We start from the raw sequence: 17,742 nt of genomic DNA, 5'->3' as shown, positions 1-17,742 counted from the left end.
AAGATAGCTTTACATCATGACGGAGAACAGCGAGCCGCAAGCCGGGGGCGAGCAGCCCCGCAGTATCCGACTCACCGACCCGCGCGCCCTGCGGGCCTACGCCCATCCGCTGCGGATGTCGCTGGTGGGGCTGCTGCGCAGCAGTGGGCCCTTCACGGCCACCCGGGCCGCCGAGCTGACCGGCGAATCCGTGGCCAGCTGCTCCTACCACCTGCGGATACTCGCCAAGTACGGGCTGGTGGAGGAGGCACCCGGCGGGCGCGGGCGGGAGAAGCCCTGGCGGGCCACGGCCCGGTACACGGAGTGGCCGGAGTACAGCGAGGACGCGACGGTCGCCGAGGCGGCCGACGCGCTGAGCACCGCCGTCGCCGAGCGCTACTTCGAGCGGGTCACCCGGGCCCTGGAGAACCGGCACCGGCTGCCGAAGGAGTGGCGGGAGGCCGAGCAGTTCGGCGACTCCCTGCTCCACCTCACCCCCGAGGAGCTGGCCGGCATCGGAGAGCGGATCGACGAGCTGCTCCGGCCCTACGAGGCCCGCGCGTCCGACCCGTCCCTCAGGCCGGAGGGCGCACGGCCCGTCAGCATCCTGCGGATCGCCTACCTGGACCAGGACATCCCCGACAGCGAAGAGGAGTGATCGAGATGGCCCTCGTGGAACGCGTACCGGCGCTGCTGCGCGAGCGGACCTTCCGCCGCTACTGGACCGGGCAGACCGTCTCCCTCGCCGGGGACCAGGTCTCGCTCATCGCGATCCCGCTCGCGGCCGTCCTGGTCCTCGGCGCCGACGCCACGGCGATGGGCCTGCTCAAGACCGCCGAACTGCTGCCCGCCCTCCTGCTGAACCTGCCGCTCGGCGCCTGGGCCGACCGCCAGGCCAGTCGCAGACGCGCCATGATCGCGGCCGACCTCGGACGGGCGGCGCTGGTCCTGACCCTCCCCGTCGCCTACGCCCTGGACGCGCTGACGCTCGGCCAGCTGTACGCGGTGGCCTTCGGAATCGGCGCGCTCACCGTGCTCTTCGAGGTCTGCAACGCCACGGTGCTCGTCGCACTCGTCCCCGCCGAGCACTACGTCCAGGCGAACTCGCTGGTCAACGGCAGCCGTTCGATGGCCTGGCTCGCGGGACCCGGCATCGGGGGCCTGCTCGTGCAGTTCCTCACCGCACCTTTCGCCCTGGTCGCGGACGCCGTCACGTACGTGGTGTCGGCCGGGTACCTGGCCCGGATCAAGCCGGTCGAACCCGCGCCGGCGCCCGTGGCCAAGGGGCACTTCACCGAAGGGCTGCGCTGGGTGGTCCGGGAGCGTTCGATGCGCGCGCTCTTCGCCGCCTCCGCCACGGTCCAGTTCTTCAACTTCATGTTCTCCACCCTCTTCGTGCTCTACGCGACCACCGAACTCGGCATCGGCGCGGGCCTGCTCGGCCTCGTGCTCGCGGCCGGAGCCGTGGGCGGTCTCCTCGGGGCGGTGTGGAGCGGGGCGGTCGTCCGGCGGATCGGCATCGGCGGCTCGCTCGTCGCCGGCTTCCTCGGATTCACCCTGCCGCTGCTCCTGGTGCCCCTGGCCGGCGGACCGCTTCCGCTGGTGATCGGCGTGCTCTTCCTCGCGGAGTTCCTCTCCTGCGTCGGGGTGATGTTCGCCGACATCGCCGGAGGGTCCCTTCAGATGGCGCTGATACCCGATGCCGTACGGGCCAGGGTCATGGGCGCGTACCGGACGCTCAACCACGGCTTCCGCCCGCTCGGCGCGCTCGCCGGCGGTCTGCTCGGCACCGCGATCGGACTGCGCCCCACGCTCTGGATAGCCACCGCCGGAGCCGTGCTCGCCGTGCTCTGGCTGCTGCCCTCGCCGGTGCCGAAGACGCGGGAACTGCCCACGCGGGAAGGGGAGTCGGTGGTAATCGCGTAGAGGAGCGGATCATCGAGAAGGCAGACTGCCGGTATGACCACACACGAACCTGCCGCCATCGACGCCTACCTGCGCCGCATCGGTGCGCAGCGGCCGGGGCGGGCCGACGCCGCCGCGCTGCGCGAGCTGCATCTGCTCCACCTGCGGACCGTGCCCTTCGAGAACCTCTCCCTCCACCTCGACGAGCCCGTCGTCCTGGAGGAGAAGGCGCTCCTCGACAAGGTGGTCACCGCCCGCAGGGGCGGGTTCTGCTACGAGATCAACACGGCGTTCGCCGTCCTGCTGCGGGGGCTCGGGTACGAGGTCGCGCTGCTCCAGGCGCGGGTGATCGGACCGGACGGGAAGCCGGGCATCCCGTACGACCACATGGCACTGCTCGTGGAGACGGCCGAGGGGGAGCGGTGGCTGGCCGACGTCGGGTTCGGCGACCACAGCCACTACCCGCTGGCCTTCGACGCCCGCGACGACCAGCAGGACCCGGGCGGGGTCTTCCGGATCGTCGAGACCGAGGAAGGCGACCTGGACGTGCTGCGGGACGGGAAGCCGAAGTACCGGCTGGAGACGCGGCCGCGGGAGCTCGCCGACTTCACGGTGGGCGCCTGGTACCACCAGACCTCGCCCGACTCGCACTTCCCGCGGTCCCTCATCTGCTCCCGGCTCACCGAGGAGGGGCGGATCACGCTCAGCGCCCCGAAGCTGATCGTTCGTACGGGTGGCGAGCGCGAGGAGCGGGTTCTCGAAGGGGAGGAGGCGGTGAGGGACGCGTACCGGGAGCTGTTCGGCATCGAGTTCGACGTGCTGCCGGCCGTAAGAAGCGGAATCCCCAATTCGGACCCTCGGTAACACTTGCCGTCACTCGTCCCGTTTGCCTCGAACGCCTCAACGGTGATCGAATGCGACTTCGTTGCATGGTGAACGAGTCGCACGGGGGTGCGTGAAGAATGTTCGATCGTCTTTTCGGGAAGCGCGTGGCGGGAGCCTCGCGCGGCGGCCCGCTCGCCGGCCTCGCCGTCCCTTCCTCGGCGGGCGTGCTCAGCTGCCGGGTGCTCGACCCCGTGCACGAACCCGTCCGGCAGGCCGAGTTCGTCGTCAGCGACGCGGCGGGCCGCAAGGTCCTGGGCGGCGAGACCGACCCGTACGGCACGGTCCTCGCGACCGTGCCGGCAGGGGAGTACCGGGTCGCCGTCACCTCCGAGGGCTACACGCCGTACCACGGCAGCGCCGTCGTCGCCGAGGGCGAACACCACGGCCTCGGCGACGTCCTGCTCCAGGTCGCGCCCCAGCCCCAGCTCCCCGAGCCGGGCGACTGGGAGATCGACCCCCTGCACTCGCAGATCGGCTTCACGGCGCGCCACATCGGCCTCGCCCGGATCCACGGCCGGTTCAACAGCTTCGCGGGAGCCGTGCGGATCGCCGAGCGCATGGAGCGGTCCGCGATGCACGTCGTCATCGACGCGGCCTCCATCGACACCGGGGTGCAGATGCGCGACGACCACCTGCGCTCCGGCGACTTCCTCGACGTCGGCGCCTACCCGACGCTGGAGTTCTTCAGCGAGCGCTTCGTCCACCGGGGCGGCACCCGCTGGGCCGTCACCGGAGCCCTCACCCTCCACGGCGTGAGCCGCACGGTGACCCTGGACACCCAGTACCTGGGCCTCGGGAACGGCCTGGAGGGTGAGACCCGGGGCGCCTGCCGGGCCACCACCGAGCTGCACCGCGAGGACTTCACCCTCACCTGGCAGACGCTGCTCGCGCGGGGCATCGCGGCCGTCGGGTCCAGCATCAGCATCGACCTCGACGTCCAGATCGTTCCGAAGAAGGGCTGACGGGCTGACGGGCGCGCCCGGGGCCCTACGGGGCCTCCAGCCAGCCCTCGTACTCGGCGGCCAGCGCGTCGAGCGCCGCCGGGTCGAGGCGGGCGTCCGGGTCCTCGACGACCACCAGCCACTGCGCGTCCTCGGCGTCGTCCTCGCCGGCCAGGGCGTCCCGTACGAGCTGCGGTTCCTCGGCCAGGCCGAAAAGGTCGGGGAGCTCCCCGGCGACCTCCTCGGCGGCGTCGCGGTCGGGGAGTACCAGTACGTGTCGTTCACTCACCCCGCCATTCTCGTCCCCGTCCCGGGCGGCGGTGTCAGTGGCCCGTGGGATGCTGGACCGCGATGGCCACCAGAAAGACTTCCCCCGACGACCTCCTCGGCCCCGTGACGCTCGCCGTGGGGCAGGAGGACCTGCTCCTCGACCGCGCCGTCCAGGAGGTGGTGGCGGCCGCGCGGGCCGCCGACGCCGACACGGACGTCCGCGACCTCGCCCCCGACCAGCTCCAGCCCGGGGCGCTCGCGGAGCTCACCAGCCCCTCGCTCTTCGCCGAGCGCAAGGTGCTGATCGTGCGGAACGCGCAGGACCTCTCCGCCGACACGATCAAGGACGTCAAGGCGTACCTGGACGACCCGATCGAGGACATCTCGCTCGTCCTCCTCCACGCCGGCGGCGCCAAGGGCAAGGGGCTGCTCGACGCGGCGCGCAAGGCCGGGGCCCGGGAGGTCGCCTGCCCGAAGACGACGAAGCCGGCGGAGCGGCTGACGTTCGTGCGGCAGGAGTTCCGGGCGCTCGGGCGGTCGGCCACGCCCGAGGCCTGCCAGGCGCTCGTCGACTCGATCGGCAGCGATCTGCGGGAGCTCGCGTCCGCGGTCTCGCAGCTCACGTCCGACGTCGACGGGACGATCGACGAGGCCGTCGTCGGGCGGTACTACACGGGCCGTGCCGAGGCCTCCTCCTTCAACGTCGCGGACCGCGCCGTCGAGGGGCGGGCGGCCGAGGCCCTGGAGGCCCTGCGCTGGTCGCTCTCGACCGGGGTCGCGCCCGTGCTCATCACCAGCGCGCTGGCCCAGGGCGTACGGGCGATCGGCAAGCTCTCCTCGGCGCGGGGCGGGCGGCCCGCCGACCTGGCGCGGGAGCTGGGCATGCCGCCCTGGAAGATCGACCGCGTGCGGCAGCAGATGCGGGGCTGGACCCCGGACGGGGTGTCGCTGGCCCTGCGGGCGATCGCGGAGGCGGACGCGGGGGTGAAGGGCGGGGGCGACGACCCGGAGTACGCCCTGGAGAAGGCGGTGGTCGCGGTGGCGCGAGCGGCGCGGATGCGGCGGGCCTAGCAGGCGGGCCCGGCCGGCGTGCCTGGGCGGTCGGCGGGCCGTGCGGGTTGCCGTGCGGCGCGCGGGTGGTCCTTGGGGGTGTGGGGCGGGGCCGGGCGGTGTCGTGCGGGGCGGTTCGTGGTCGGTGCGGGTCGCGTGGGTGCCGTCCGGGAGGGCCCCCTCCCCGCCCCTTCCCGAAACCCTGCCGGGGGCTGGTGGGGGTTGAGGTGTGTTTTTCCCGGGGGCTCCGCCCCCCGGACCCCCGTAACCGGGCGGCAGCTTCGCGCCGCCTGCTCCGGGCCCGCGGCTCGGCCTGCCCGGGCCGAGCCGCTTGCCGTCGGAGGCCGCCTCGCGCCGTCCGTTCCGGAGGCGGCAGGTCCGTCCCGGGGCCGGCGGCGCAGCGGTTGGTTCGCCCCGCCCTCCCCGTTCGGTCCCGGGTACGGCGAAGGCCCCGTGGCCTCCTGGGGAAGGAGGTCACGGGGCCTTCGGCGTTACAGCTGGTGGGCTCGCGCCCGCGTGGCGAACGCGTCCGCGCGCGAGTCCGGGTGGCCGGGCGGGAGCGGGGTAGAGGGCCCGCTGGTTCCCGTACGGCCGATCACATCAGAGCTCAGCCCTGGAGGGAGGCAACCTTGATGGCCAGCGCCGACTTCTTGTTGGCGGCGGCGTTCTTGTGGATGACACCCTTCGAGACAGCCTTGTCGAGCTGACGCGAGGCGGCACGAGCGGCAACGGTGGCCTTCTCGAGGTCGCCGGCGGCGACAGCCTCACGGGCCTTGCGGATCGCGGTCTTGAGCGAGGACTTGACGGCCTTGTTGCGCAGGCGCGCCTTCTCGTTCGTCTTGTTCCGCTTGATCTGGGACTTGATGTTCGCCACGAAAAGAGCCTTTACAGGTTCGATGTTCCTTCTGGATGCGCCCCGCAGCTGAGAGGGCATGCGAGACACAGCTGTCCACAGTATCAGCCACTCTCAGGGCCGCCCAAACCGGGCGCCGGGCGGCGGGCATGGGACCATGGTGTCTACGTATCCGTTCTGAACATCGCCCGAGACGAGATCCCTGCGTGCCCGCGACTCCTACCAACGTGCCCGAGCCGAGCCGTACCGACCCGGCTCTGATCCGCAACTTCTGCATCATCGCGCACATCGACCACGGCAAGTCCACGCTTGCCGACCGGATGCTCCAGCTGACCGGTGTGGTCGACCAGCGGCAGATGCGTGCCCAGTACCTCGACCGGATGGACATCGAGCGGGAGCGCGGCATCACGATCAAGTCCCAGGCGGTCCGGCTGCCGTGGGCGCCGACCGAGGGGCCGGCTCAGGGCAATACGCACATCCTGAACATGATCGACACTCCCGGGCACGTCGACTTCACCTACGAGGTGTCCCGGTCGCTCGCCGCCTGTGAGGGCACGATCCTGCTCGTCGACGCCGCGCAGGGCATCGAGGCGCAGACCCTCGCGAACCTGTACCTCGCGATGGAGAACGACCTCACGATCGTTCCGGTCCTCAACAAGATCGACCTGCCGGCCGCCCAGCCGGAGAAGTTCTCCGAGGAGCTGGCGAACCTCATCGGCTGCCAGCCGGAGGACGTCCTCAAGGTCTCCGCGAAGACCGGCATGGGCGTCGAGGCGCTGCTCGACCGCGTCGTCCAGGACGTTCCGGCGCCCGTCGGCGTCGCCGACGCCCCCGCCCGCGCGATGATCTTCGACTCCGTGTACGACTCGTACCGCGGTGTCGTGACGTACGTACGAGTGGTCGACGGGCAGCTCAACAAGCGTGAGCGCATCCGGATGATGTCGACCGGAGCCACTCACGAGCTCCTCGAGATCGGTGTCTCCTCGCCCGAGATGACCTCCTCCGACGGCCTCGGCGTCGGCGAGGTCGGCTACATCATCACCGGTGTGAAGGACGTCCGGCAGTCCAAGGTCGGTGACACGATCACCTCCCAGAACCAGGGCGCCACCGAGCCGCTCGGCGGCTACAAGGACCCGAAGCCGATGGTCTTCTCGGGCCTCTACCCCCTGGACGGCTCGGAGTACCCGGACCTCCGCGAGGCCCTCGACAAGCTGCAGCTCAACGACGCCGCGCTGGTCTACGAGCCGGAGACCTCCGCCGCGCTCGGCTTCGGCTTCCGCGTCGGCTTCCTCGGCCTCCTCCACCTCGACGTGATCCGTGAGCGTCTGGAGCGCGAGTTCGGGCTCGACCTGATCGCCACCGCGCCGAACGTCGTGTACCGCGTCGTGATGGAGGACGGCAGCGAGCACACCGTCACCAACCCGAGCGAGTTCCCCGAGGGCAAGATCAGCGACGTGTTCGAGCCCGTCGTGCGCGCCACGATCCTCGCCCCGAGCGAGTTCATCGGCGCGATCATGGAGCTCTGCCAGACCCGTCGCGGCACCCTGATCGGCATGGACTACCTCTCCGAGGACCGGGTCGAGATCCGCTACACCCTGCCCCTCGCCGAGATCGTCTTCGACTTCTTCGACCAGCTGAAGTCCAAGACCCGCGGTTACGCCTCCCTCGACTACGAGCCCACCGGCGAGCAGGCCTCCAGCCTGGTGAAGGTCGACATCCTGCTGCACGGCGACAAGGTCGACGCCTTCTCGGCCGTCACCCACAAGGACGCCGCGTACGCCTACGGTGTCCGGCTCGTCGCCAAGCTGCGCGAGCTCATCCCGCGGCAGGCCTTCGAGGTGCCGATCCAGGCCGCCATCGGCTCCCGGGTCATCGCCCGCGAGACCATCCGCGCCATCCGGAAGGACGTCCTCGCCAAGTGCTACGGCGGTGACATCTCCCGTAAGCGGAAGCTGCTGGAGAAGCAGAAGGAAGGCAAGAAGCGCATGAAGATGGTCGGCTCGGTGGAGGTGCCCCAGGAGGCCTTCATCGCCGTCCTCTCCAGCGACGAGTCCTCCGGCAAGAAGAAGTAACCGGGCGGGCAGGAGTAGCTGCCTTATGCACCGAATGGGCCCACGTGCGAAGCGCACGTGGGCCTGTTCGTTATCCATAGGCCCTTACGTGGCAGCATTCCGGCCTCTACTCTGATCCCGGCTCGAAGGTTACTCGCCAGTTAGTTACGAACCACCAGCAGGCACCGCCGCCGCCCGGAGGACGTCGTGAGCGACACACAGACCCAGATCGAGAACCGGCCGCCCTCCGTGGCGACCCTCTTCCTTGAGCGCGTCGAGCGGACCCCGGATGCGGAGGCCTACCGCTACCCGGTGCCCGCCGCCTCCGGCACCGGCCCGGACGACTGGAAGTCGCTCAGCTGGGGACAGGCCGCCGAGCGGGTCTACGCGATCGCCGCCGGCCTCGTCGACCTCGGCGTCCAGGCCGAGGAGCGCGTCGCCCTCGCCTCCTCCACCCGGGTCGAGTGGATCCTCGCCGACCTCGGCGTGATGTGCGCGGGCGCCGCGACCACCACGGTCTACCCGCAGACCAACGCCGAGGAGTCGGCCTTCATCCTCTCCGACTCCGAGTCCAAGGTCCTCATCGCCGAGGACGCGGCCCAGCTGGCCAAGGCCGTCGAGCGCCGCGCCGATCTGCCGAACCTCCACCACGTCGTCGTCGTCGACACCAAGGGAGTCGAGAGCGACGGCGAGTTCGTCCTCTCCCTCGCCGACCTGGAGGCGCGCGGCAAGGCGTACCTGGAGAAGCACCCCGAGGCGGTCAAGGAGCGGGTCGGCGCGATCACCCCCACGCAGCTCGCCACCCTCATCTACACCTCGGGCACCACCGGCCGCCCCAAGGGCGTCCGCCTCCCGCACGACAACTGGTCGTACATGGCCAAGGCCATCGCCGCCACCGGTCTCGTCACCCAGGACGACGTCCAGTACCTGTGGCTGCCGCTCGCCCACGTCTTCGGCAAGGTCCTCACCTCCGGCCAGATCGAGGTCGGGCACGTCACCGCCGTCGACGGCCGCGTCGACAAGATCATCGAGAACCTGCCGGTGGTCCAGCCGACCTACATGGCGGCCGTCCCCCGCATCTTCGAGAAGGTCTACAACGGGGTCGCCGCCAAGGCCCGCGCCGGCGGCGGCGCCAAGTACAAGATCTTCCAGTGGGCCGCCGAGGTCGCCCGCGAGTACGCCAAGGCCACCCAGGACAACTTCCGCCGCACCGGCACCGCCTCCGCGCCCTTCGGCCTCTCCGCGAAGCACAAGGTCGCCGACGCCCTCGTCTACGGCAAGATCCGCGAGGCCTTCGGCGGCAACCTGCGCGCCTGCGTCTCCGGCTCCGCCGCCCTCGCCCCCGAGATCGGCTACTTCTTCGCCGGCGCCGGCATCCACATCCTGGAGGGGTACGGCCTCACCGAGTCCTCCGCCGCCTCCTTCGTCAACCCGGGCGAGGCCTACCGCACCGGCACCGTCGGCAAGCCGCTCCCCGGCACCGAGGTCCGGATCGCCGACGACGGCGAGATCCTGCTGCGCGGCCCCGGCATCATGGAGGGCTACCACGGCCTGCCGGAGAAGACCTCCGAGGTCCTGGAGTCCGACGGCTGGTTCCACACCGGCGACATCGGCGAGCTGTCCGCCGACGGCTACCTGCGGATCACCGACCGGAAGAAGGACCTGATCAAGACGTCCGGCGGCAAGTACATCGCGCCGGCCGAGGTCGAGGGCCAGTTCAAGGCCGTCTGCCCGTTCGTCTCGAACATCCTCGTCCACGGCGCCGACCGGAACTTCTGCACCGCCCTCATCGCCCTCGACGAGCCCGCCCTCCTCGGCTGGGCCGCCGAACACGGCCTCGGCGGCAAGTCGTACGCCGAGGTCGTCGCCGCCCCGGAGACCGTCAAGCTGATCCAGGGCTACGTCGACCGCCTCAACGAGGGCCTCCAGCGCTGGCAGACGATCAAGAAGTTCCGCCTGCTGCCGCGCGACCTCGACATCGAGCACGGCGAGCTCACCCCGTCCCTGAAGCTGAAGCGCCCGGTCGTCGAGCGCGAGTACAAGGACCTCATCGAGGAGATGTACGCGGGCTCGCGGGAGGCCTGACCTGAGGCCTGACCTGCGGGCCGGGCCGTTACCTCGGGCAGTACGGGACAATGGGGCTCATGCCTTCCGTACTGCCCGATGGTGAGCCCGTGCCCGACGACGGGGCGCTGCCCCCGAGTGCCCTCGAAGGGGCCGGGGAACGGCCGCTCGGGTTCTATCTGCACGTGCCGTACTGCGCGACGCGCTGCGGCTACTGCGACTTCAACACGTACACCGCGAGCGAGCTGCGCGGTACGGGCGGTGTGCTCGCCTCCCGCGACAACTACGCCGAGCAGGTCGTCGAGGAGATCCGGCTCGCCCGGAAGGTCCTCGGGGACGACCCGCGGCCCGTGCGGACCGTCTTCGTCGGCGGCGGCACGCCGACGCTGCTCGCCGCCGGGGACCTCGTACGAATGCTGGGGGCGATCCGGGACGAGTTCGGGCTCGCGGACGACGCCGAGGTGACGACGGAGGCCAATCCGGAGTCCGTGAACCCGGCGTACCTGAGTGAGCTGCGGGAAGGCGGCTTCAACCGGATCTCCTTCGGGATGCAGAGCGCCCGGCAGCACGTGCTGAAGGTCCTCGACCGGACCCACACGCCCGGGCGGCCCGAGGCGTGCGTCGGTGAGGCGCGGGCCGCCGGGTTCGAGCACGTCAACCTCGACCTGATCTACGGCACCCCCGGCGAGACCGACGACGACTGGCGTGCCTCGCTGGATGCGGCGATCGGGGCCGGGCCGGATCATGTCAGCGCGTACGCCCTGATCGTCGAGGAGGGCACGCAGCTCGCCCGGCGCATCCGGCGCGGTGAAGTGCCCATGACCGACGACGACGTGCACGCCGACCGGTACCTGATCGCCGACGCGGCCTTCGAGGAGGCGGGCTTCTCCTGGTACGAGGTGTCCAACTGGGCCACCTCCGAGGCCGGGCGCTGCCTCCACAACGAGCTGTACTGGCGCGGCGCCGACTGGTGGGGCGCGGGGCCCGGTGCCCACTCGCACGTGGGCGGCGTCCGGTGGTGGAACGTGAAGCACCCCGGGGCGTACGCCGCTGCGCTGGCGGGTGGCCGGTCGCCCGGTGCCGGGCGGGAGATCCTCGCGGACGAGGACCGGCGGGTGGAGCGGATCCTGCTCGAGCTGCGGCTTCGGGAGGGGTGCCCGCTGGACCTCCTCAGGCCGGAGGGCCTGGCCGCCTCCCGCAAGGCCCTCGCGGAGGGGCTCCTTGAGGCGGGGCCGTACGGGGAGGGGCGGGCGGTTCTTACGCTGCGGGGGCGGCTGCTTGCCGACGCGGTGGTCCGGGACCTGGTGGACTAGCCCGCCGCCCCGTCGCGGACCCGCACCCGCCGCCGTGTGGGCCCGCGCCCGTGCTGGGCGGTGCCCTTCGCCGCCCTCCGTGTGGGCCCGTGCCCGGCTGGGCCTTCGCCCCGCGCCCGCGTGGTGCCCGCGCCCGGCTGGGCGTCGCCCACCCGCCGTGTGGGCAATCGTCCCGCTGGGGCGGGACGGGTGGGCACACGGGACGGCGCCCCCAGCCGGGCCTAGGCTCCCGCGCCTGGACCCGCACCCCAGCGGCGCCGCACGACGTGGTGCGGGTCCAGGCGCGGAAGCCTCGGGCGCCGGCAGGGCGCGGGTCCGTTGTGCCCACCCGTTCCGCCCCAGCGGAACGACTGCCCACAACGGGGGCGGCACGAGGCGCCCACAACGGGGGCGGCGAAGGCGCTGCCCAGCCGGGTGCGGGTCCGCACGGTGGTGGGCGTTGGTCTGGCGGTCTACGGGGCCGTTACGAAGTCGATCAGTTCCTCCACTCGGCCGAGCAGCTCCGGCTCCAGGTCCTTGTAGGACGTCACGCGCTTGAGGATCGCCTGCCAGACCGCGCCCGTGTTGTCCGAGGGCCAGCCCAGGGCCCGGCAGACGCCCGTCTTCCAGTCCTGGCCCCGGGGGACCGCCGGCCAGGCCGGGATGCCCAGGGCGGACGGCTTCACCGCCTCCCAGACGTCGATGTACGGGTGGCCCACGACCAGCACGTCCGGGCCCGTGACCTGGGCGGCGATCCTCGACTCCTTCGAGCCCGGGACCAGGTGGTCCACCAGGACGCCCAGCCGGGCGTCCGGTCCCGGGCCGAACTCCGCGACGATCGACGGCAGGTCGTCGACGCCCTCCAGGTACTCCACGACCACGCCCTCGATCCGCAGGTCGTCGCCCCAGACCCGTTCCACGAGTTCCGCGTCGTGGCGGCCCTCGACGTAGATCCGGCCCGCCCGTGCCACGCGCGCGCGTGCGCCGGGTACGGCGATCGAGCCCGAGGCCGTACGGGTCGGGCGCACCGGACCGCCCGCCACCGGCCGGACCAGGGTCACGACCTCGCCCTCCAGGAGGAAGCCGCGCGGCTCCAGCGGGAAGACCCGGTGCTTGCCGAACCGGTCCTCCAGCGTCACCGTGCCCGCCTCGCAGCGGATCACCGCCCCGCAGAAGCCCGTGGTGACCTCCTCGACGACCAGGTCGGGGTCCGCCGGGACCTCCGGCACGGGCGCCGACTTCTTCCAGGGCGGTGTCAGATCGGGGTTGTAACTGCGCATGGGCTCGATTCTGTCCAGGACGCGGTGGCGGGGAATCTGCTGGGGGTCCGGGGGTCATCCCCCGGGAGATGCAGTCAAGGCGGCGTCAGATCCGGGTTGTAGCTGCGCATTCGGGTGACGTTAGGGCACGTCGAAGCGCCGTGCCAGTTCATCGCGCTGTGCCCTCACGAACGTGGCGTCCACCACCGCCCCGTGCCCCGGTACGTACGCCGCCTCCTCGCCGCCCAGGGCGAGCAGGCGGTCCAGGGCGTCCGGCCAGCGGGACGGGATCGCGTCCGGGCCCGCCTGCGGTTCGCCCGACTCCTCCACCAGGTCCCCGCAGAAGACGACCTCGCGCCCGCCCGGGACGCAGAGCGCCAGGTCGTGGCCCGTGTGGCCGGGGCCCACGTTCGCCAGGAGCACCTGGCGGTCGCCCAGGTCGAGCGTCCACTCGCCCGAGACCACGTGCCGGGGGGCCACCAGGACGTCCACCGCCTCCGCCGCCGTCTGCGGATCGATCCCTTGCCGTACCGCGTCCTCGCGCAGCGCCTCCCGTTCCCGGGCCAGGGAGAGGAGCTCGTCCGAGCCCACCGCGCCGAAGACCTCCGCGCCTGCGAACACCGCCGTGCCGAAGACGTGGTCGAAGTGGGGGTGGCTCAGTGCGATGTGTGTCACCTTTCGGCCGCCCGTGAGTGCCGTGATCTGTGCCCGCAGCTCCGCGCCCTCCGCGAGCGAGGACCCCGTGTCGTACAGCAATACCGCCCGCGTACCCACGACAAGGCCCACCGTGGCGTCCCAGCCGGGCAGTCGGCGCCTGCCGACTCCGTCCGCGAGGCGCTCCCATCCGTACGCTTCCCAATCCACGTCCATGGGGCGACGCTAACCGGTGCGGGCGCCGCCTCCTTGCCAGGAGCGATGCCCGCCGCCGTACACTGGCCGGGGGATCGCTGGCACTCGGACAGGGCGAGTGCCAAAAGCGGAGCAACCGGAACGACGACGACAGCTGGAGGTGCGCACGATGCTCAGCGAACGCAGACTCGAGGTCCTGCGCGCCATCGTCCAGGACTACGTCGGGACGGAGGAGCCCGTCGGCTCCAAGGCGCTCACCGAGCGCCACAAGCTCGGCGTGTCGCCCGCCACCGTGCGCAACGACATGGCCGTCCTCGAGGAGGAGGGGTACATCGCCCAGCCTCACACCAGTGCGGGGCGCATCCCCACCGACAAGGGCTACCGGCTCTTCGTCGACCGGCTCGCCGGCGTCAAGCCGCTGTCGACGCCCGAGCGGCGGGCCATCCACAACTTCCTCGACGGAGCCGTCGACCTCGACGACGTCGTCGGGCGCACCGTGCGGCTGCTCGCTCAGCTGACCCGCCAGGTCGCCGTCGTCCAGTACCCCTCGCTGACCCGCTCGACCGTCCGGCACGTGGAGCTGCTCTCGCTGGCCCCCGCCCGCCTGATGCTCGTCCTCATCACCGACACCGGCCGGGTCGAGCAGCGCGTCGTCGACTGCCCCGCGCCCTTCGGCGAGACCTCGCTCGCCGACCTGCGGGCCCGGCTCAACAGCCGGGTCGTCGGCCGCCGGTTCGCCGACGTGCCGCAGCTGGTGCAGGACCTCCCCGAGTCCTTCGAGGAGGCCGAGGACCGCGCCACGGTCTCGACCGTGCTCGCGACCCTCCTCGAAACGCTCGTCGAGGAGCACGAGGAGCGGCTGATGATCGGCGGCACCGCCAATCTCGCCCGCTTCGGACACGACTTCCCCCTGATGATCAGGCCCGTCCTTGAGGCTCTGGAGGAGCAGGTCGTGCTCCTCAAGCTGCTCGGCGAGGCCAAGGAATCGGGCATGACCGTACGCATCGGGCACGAGAACGCCCACGAGGGGCTGAGCTCCACGTCCGTCGTCTCGGTCGGCTACGGTTCGGGCGGCGAGGCAGTCGCCAAACTCGGCGTGGTCGGACCGACCCGCATGGACTACCCCGGAACGATGGGAGCGGTACGCGCAGTGGCACGTTACGTCGGACAGATCCTGGCGGAGTCGTAAGTGGCCACGGACTACTACGCCGTACTCGGCGTGCGCCGCGACGCGTCCCAGGACGAGATCAAGAAGGCGTTCCGGAGGCTCGCGCGCGAGCTGCACCCGGACGTCAATCCCGATCCGAAGACGCAGGAACGCTTCAAGGAGATCAACGCCGCCTACGAGGTCCTCTCGGACCCGCAGAAGAAGCAGGTCTACGACCTCGGCGGCGACCCGCTCTCGGCCTCCGGCGGCGGTGGCGCGGGCGGTGGCTTCGGAGCGGGCGGCTTCGGCAACTTCTCCGACATCATGGACGCCTTCTTCGGCACGGCCTCGCAGCGCGGCCCGCGCTCGCGGACCCGCCGCGGCCAGGACGCCATGATCCGCCTGGAGATCGACCTCAACGAGGCGGCCTTCGGTACGACCAAGGACATCCAGGTCGACACGGCGGTCGTCTGCACCACCTGTTCGGGCGAGGGCGCCGCGCCCGGCACCTCCGCGCAGACCTGTGACATGTGCCGCGGCCGCGGCGAGGTCTCCCAGGTCACCCGGTCCTTCCTCGGCCAGGTCATGACCTCCCGGCCCTGCCCGCAGTGCCAGGGCTTCGGTACGGTCGTGCCGACGCCGTGCCCCGAGTGCGCCGGCGACGGCCGCGTGCGGTCCCGCCGTACGCTCACGGTCAAGATCCCGGCCGGTGTCGACAACGGCACCCGCATCCAGCTCGCGGGCGAGGGCGAGGTCGGCCCCGGCGGCGGCCCCGCCGGCGACCTGTACGTCGAGATCCACGAGACCCCGCACGAGGTCTTCCAGCGGCGCGGGGACGACCTGCACTGCACGGTCACCATCCCGATGACGGCGGGAGCGCTCGGCACGAAGGTGCCGCTGCAGACCCTCGACGGCGTCGAGGAGATCGACATCCGCCCGGGCACGCAGTCCGGCCAGTCGATCCCGCTGCACGGGCGCGGCGTGACGCACCTGCGGGGCAACGGCCGGGGCGACCTGATCGTGCACGTCGAGGTGACGACCCCGAACAAGCTCGACGCCGAGCAGGAGCGTCTGCTGCGCGAACTGGCCAAGCTGCGGGGAGAGGAACGGCCCACCGGCCAGTTCCAGCCTGGGCAGCAGGGGCTGTTCTCGCGGCTCAAGGACGCGTTCAACGGGCGGTAGGCGCTCGGCTGGGGGTCCGGGGGGCGTCCCCCCGGGTCAGCACAGTCAGCCGGGGCAGCAGGGCTTGTTCTCGCGCCTGAAGGACGCCTTCGACGGGCGCTGATCCGTACGCAGCGGAAAGGGGCGGCACTCCCGTGCCGCCCCTTTCCCGCGTCCCGGACCGCGCATGACACGATGCCCATATGTCCACCACCGCACTGAACGATCTCTCTCGGTTCCCGATCGTGCAGGCCCCCATGGCGGGTGGCGCCTCCTGTCCCGAGCTCGTCGGAGCCGTCTGCGAGGCCGGGGCGCTCGGGTTCCTCGCCGGCGGGTACAAGACGGCCGGAGGCCTGTACCAGGAGATCAAGCGGGTACGCGGGCTCACCGCACGCCCCTTCGGGGTCAACCTCTTCATGCCGCAGGACGGCCGGCCCGCCGACCCCGCCGCCGTCGAGGTCTACCGCCACCAGCTCGCGGGCGAGTCCACCTGGTACGACACCCCCCTCGGCGAGACCGACGAGGGCCGTGACGACGCCTACGACGCCAAGCTGGCCATCCTCCTGGAGGACCCGGTCCCCGTCGTCTCCTTCACCTTCGGCTGCCCCCCGCGCGAGACCTTCCACGCCTTCGACCGCGCCGGTACGTACACGATCGTCACCGTCACCTCCGCCGACGAGGCCCTCGCCGCGCAGCAGGCCGGAGCCGACGCCGTCTGCGTCCAGGGCGTCGAGGCCGGCGGCCACCAGGGCACGTACCGCGACGACCCGGCCGACGAAGACGCCCCCGGCACCGGGCTCCTCACCCTCGTCACCCAGGTCCGCGAGGCCGTCGCGCTGCCGATCGTCGCCACCGGAGGCATCATGCGCGGTGCGCAGATCGCCGCCGTCCTCGCCGCCGGCGCCGACGCCGCCCAGCTCGGCACCGCCTTCCTCCCCTGCCCCGAGTCGGGCGCCCACCCGCTCCACAAGCAGGCCCTGACGGACCCGCTGTTCACCCGGACCGCCCTCACCCGGGCCTTCTCCGGGCGACCGGCCCGCGGCCTCGTCAACCGCTTCATGCGCGAGCACGGGCCGTACGCCCCCGCCGCCTACCCCGAGATCCACCACCTCACCGCCCCGCTCCGCAAGGCCGCCGCCACCGCGGGCGACGCCCAGGGCATGGCCCTGTGGGCCGGCCAGGGCCACCGCCTCGCCCGCGCGCTCCCCGCCGGGCAGCTGGTCGAGGTGCTGGCCGCCGAACTCGACACCGCCCTCTCCGATCTCTCCGGGCTCGCACACAGGAGCACCTCATGACCGCACCCGTCTTCGTCGTCGACACCGTCCCCGGTGCCGGGAGTTTCCTCCTGGACGGGCCCGAGGGGCGGCACGCCGTCTCCGTGAAGCGGCTGCGGGCCGGGGAGGAGCTCGTGCTCGCCGACGGGCGGGGCCGCTGGGCCGCGTGCGTGGTGGTCTCCGCCGAGGGCAGGGACGAGCTCACCGTGCGGGTCGACGAGGTCCACGAGGACCCCGAGGAGGAGCCCCGCATCACGGTCGTCCAGGCCCTGCCCAAGGGCGACCGGGGCGAACTCGCCGTCGAGACCATGACGGAGACCGGCGTGGACGCGATCGTGCCCTGGGCCGCCTCCCGCTGCATCACCCAGTGGAAGGGCGACCGGGGCCTCAAGGCCCTCGCCAAGTGGCGGTCCACCGCGCGCGAGGCCGGCAAGCAGTCGCGCCGCACCCGCTTCCCCGAGGTCGCCGACCTCATGACGACCAAGCAGGTCGCCGCCCTCCTCGCGGGTGCCGACTTCGCGGCCGTCCTGCACGAGGACCGCGACCACCCCAGTGGCGCGCTCGCCACCGCCGAACTCCCCGGGAAGGGGTCGATCGTGCTCGTCGTCGGCCCCGAGGGCGGGGTCTCCCCGGACGAACTCGCCGCCTTCGAGGCCGCGGGCGCGAAGCCGTACCGCCTCGGCCGCAGCGTCCTGCGCACCTCCACGGCCGGTACGGCGGCGACCGCTCTGGTCCTGGGGCGCACGGGCCGCTGGAGCTAGT

Annotated in this window: 16 protein-coding genes; 12 read left to right on the top strand and 4 right to left on the bottom strand. The window is 71.9% G+C overall.

Going from position 1 to position 17,742, the window contains the following annotated elements; translation table 11 throughout:
* Window positions 1-16 precede the first annotated feature (16 nt).
* The 4 genes from SVTN_RS12690 (at window position 17) to SVTN_RS12675 (ending at window position 3,731) form a co-directional block, all read left to right on the top strand.
* Window positions 17-637, top strand: coding sequence for a winged helix-turn-helix domain-containing protein (locus SVTN_RS12690; RefSeq protein WP_052499084.1), 621 nt, complete (start codon window positions 17-19; stop codon window positions 635-637).
* Window positions 638-642: 5 nt separating this feature from the next.
* On the top strand, window positions 643-1,905 hold the full coding sequence (locus tag SVTN_RS12685; protein ID WP_041133834.1) for an MFS transporter: 1,263 nt from the start codon (window positions 643-645) through the stop codon (window positions 1,903-1,905).
* A gap of 33 nt (window positions 1,906-1,938) precedes the next feature.
* Window positions 1,939-2,748 carry an arylamine N-acetyltransferase family protein gene (locus SVTN_RS12680; RefSeq protein WP_041129193.1) on the top strand — a complete coding sequence of 270 codons (810 nt, stop codon included), beginning with the start codon at window positions 1,939-1,941 and terminating at the stop codon, window positions 2,746-2,748.
* Window positions 2,749-2,846: 98 nt separating this feature from the next.
* The gene (locus tag SVTN_RS12675; protein WP_041129192.1) at window positions 2,847-3,731 is read left to right on the top strand and encodes a YceI family protein; all 885 of its coding nucleotides are present in this window, start codon (window positions 2,847-2,849) and stop codon (window positions 3,729-3,731) included.
* A gap of 25 nt (window positions 3,732-3,756) precedes the next feature.
* Here SVTN_RS12675 and SVTN_RS12670 read toward each other — a convergent pair whose 3' ends face one another.
* The gene (locus tag SVTN_RS12670) at window positions 3,757-3,999 is read right to left on the bottom strand and encodes a hypothetical protein (RefSeq protein ID WP_041129191.1); all 243 of its coding nucleotides are present in this window, start codon (window positions 3,997-3,999) and stop codon (window positions 3,757-3,759) included.
* 62 nt (window positions 4,000-4,061) lie between these two features.
* Between SVTN_RS12670 and holA the strand changes: the two genes are divergently transcribed.
* A complete protein-coding gene (gene holA, locus SVTN_RS12665; RefSeq protein WP_041129190.1) occupies window positions 4,062-5,051 on the top strand; it encodes a DNA polymerase III subunit delta in 990 nt (329 codons plus the stop codon).
* Between the two features lie 586 nt (window positions 5,052-5,637).
* Here the strand turns inward: holA and rpsT are convergent.
* The gene (gene rpsT, locus SVTN_RS12660) at window positions 5,638-5,904 is read right to left on the bottom strand and encodes a 30S ribosomal protein S20 (RefSeq protein WP_030494120.1); all 267 of its coding nucleotides are present in this window, start codon (window positions 5,902-5,904) and stop codon (window positions 5,638-5,640) included.
* 185 nt (window positions 5,905-6,089) lie between these two features.
* Here rpsT and lepA point away from each other — a divergent pair, with 185 nt between their 5' ends.
* The 3 genes from lepA (at window position 6,090) to hemW (ending at window position 11,311) form a co-directional block, all read left to right on the top strand.
* A complete protein-coding gene (lepA, locus tag SVTN_RS12655; protein ID WP_041129189.1) occupies window positions 6,090-7,955 on the top strand; it encodes a translation elongation factor 4 in 1,866 nt (621 codons plus the stop codon).
* Window positions 7,956-8,141: 186 nt separating this feature from the next.
* Complete coding sequence (locus tag SVTN_RS12650) at window positions 8,142-10,019, top strand: AMP-dependent synthetase/ligase (protein WP_041129188.1); 1,878 nt, start codon at window positions 8,142-8,144, stop codon at window positions 10,017-10,019.
* Window positions 10,020-10,078: 59 nt separating this feature from the next.
* Window positions 10,079-11,311, top strand: coding sequence for a radical SAM family heme chaperone HemW (hemW, locus tag SVTN_RS12645; protein ID WP_425428964.1), 1,233 nt, complete (start codon window positions 10,079-10,081; stop codon window positions 11,309-11,311).
* A 452-nt stretch (window positions 11,312-11,763) separates the two neighbouring features.
* Here the strand turns inward: hemW and SVTN_RS12640 are convergent, their stop codons facing one another.
* Together SVTN_RS12640 and SVTN_RS12635 are read right to left on the bottom strand one after the other, a co-directional pair.
* Window positions 11,764-12,570, bottom strand: a complete 807-nt coding sequence (locus SVTN_RS12640) for a DUF3097 domain-containing protein (protein ID WP_041129186.1) — start codon at window positions 12,568-12,570, stop codon at window positions 11,764-11,766.
* A 120-nt stretch (window positions 12,571-12,690) separates the two neighbouring features.
* Entirely contained in the window at window positions 12,691-13,419 is a 729-nt protein-coding gene (locus SVTN_RS12635; protein ID WP_041129185.1) for an MBL fold metallo-hydrolase, read from the bottom strand.
* Window positions 13,420-13,567: 148 nt separating this feature from the next.
* Between SVTN_RS12635 and hrcA the strand changes: the two genes are divergently transcribed.
* From hrcA to SVTN_RS12615, 4 genes are all read left to right on the top strand, one after another.
* On the top strand, window positions 13,568-14,587 hold the full coding sequence (hrcA, locus tag SVTN_RS12630) for a heat-inducible transcriptional repressor HrcA (RefSeq protein ID WP_030684865.1): 1,020 nt from the start codon (window positions 13,568-13,570) through the stop codon (window positions 14,585-14,587).
* Window positions 14,588-15,727, top strand: coding sequence for a molecular chaperone DnaJ (dnaJ, locus tag SVTN_RS12625; RefSeq protein WP_041129184.1), 1,140 nt, complete (start codon window positions 14,588-14,590; stop codon window positions 15,725-15,727).
* Between the two features lie 182 nt (window positions 15,728-15,909).
* Window positions 15,910-17,001, top strand: a complete 1,092-nt coding sequence (locus SVTN_RS12620; RefSeq protein WP_041129183.1) for a nitronate monooxygenase — start codon at window positions 15,910-15,912, stop codon at window positions 16,999-17,001.
* Window positions 16,998-17,741, top strand: a complete 744-nt coding sequence (locus tag SVTN_RS12615) for a 16S rRNA (uracil(1498)-N(3))-methyltransferase (RefSeq protein ID WP_041129182.1) — start codon at window positions 16,998-17,000, stop codon at window positions 17,739-17,741. The genes SVTN_RS12620 and SVTN_RS12615 overlap by 4 nt, the downstream gene beginning before the upstream one ends.
* The last annotated feature ends 1 nt before the right edge of the window (window position 17,742 follow it).

Origin of the sequence: Streptomyces vietnamensis (assembly GCF_000830005.1) — a bacterium.
Taxonomy (GTDB): Bacteria; Actinomycetota; Actinomycetes; order Streptomycetales; family Streptomycetaceae; genus Streptomyces; species Streptomyces vietnamensis.
This window is presented reverse-complemented; position numbering and strand designations above follow the sequence as displayed.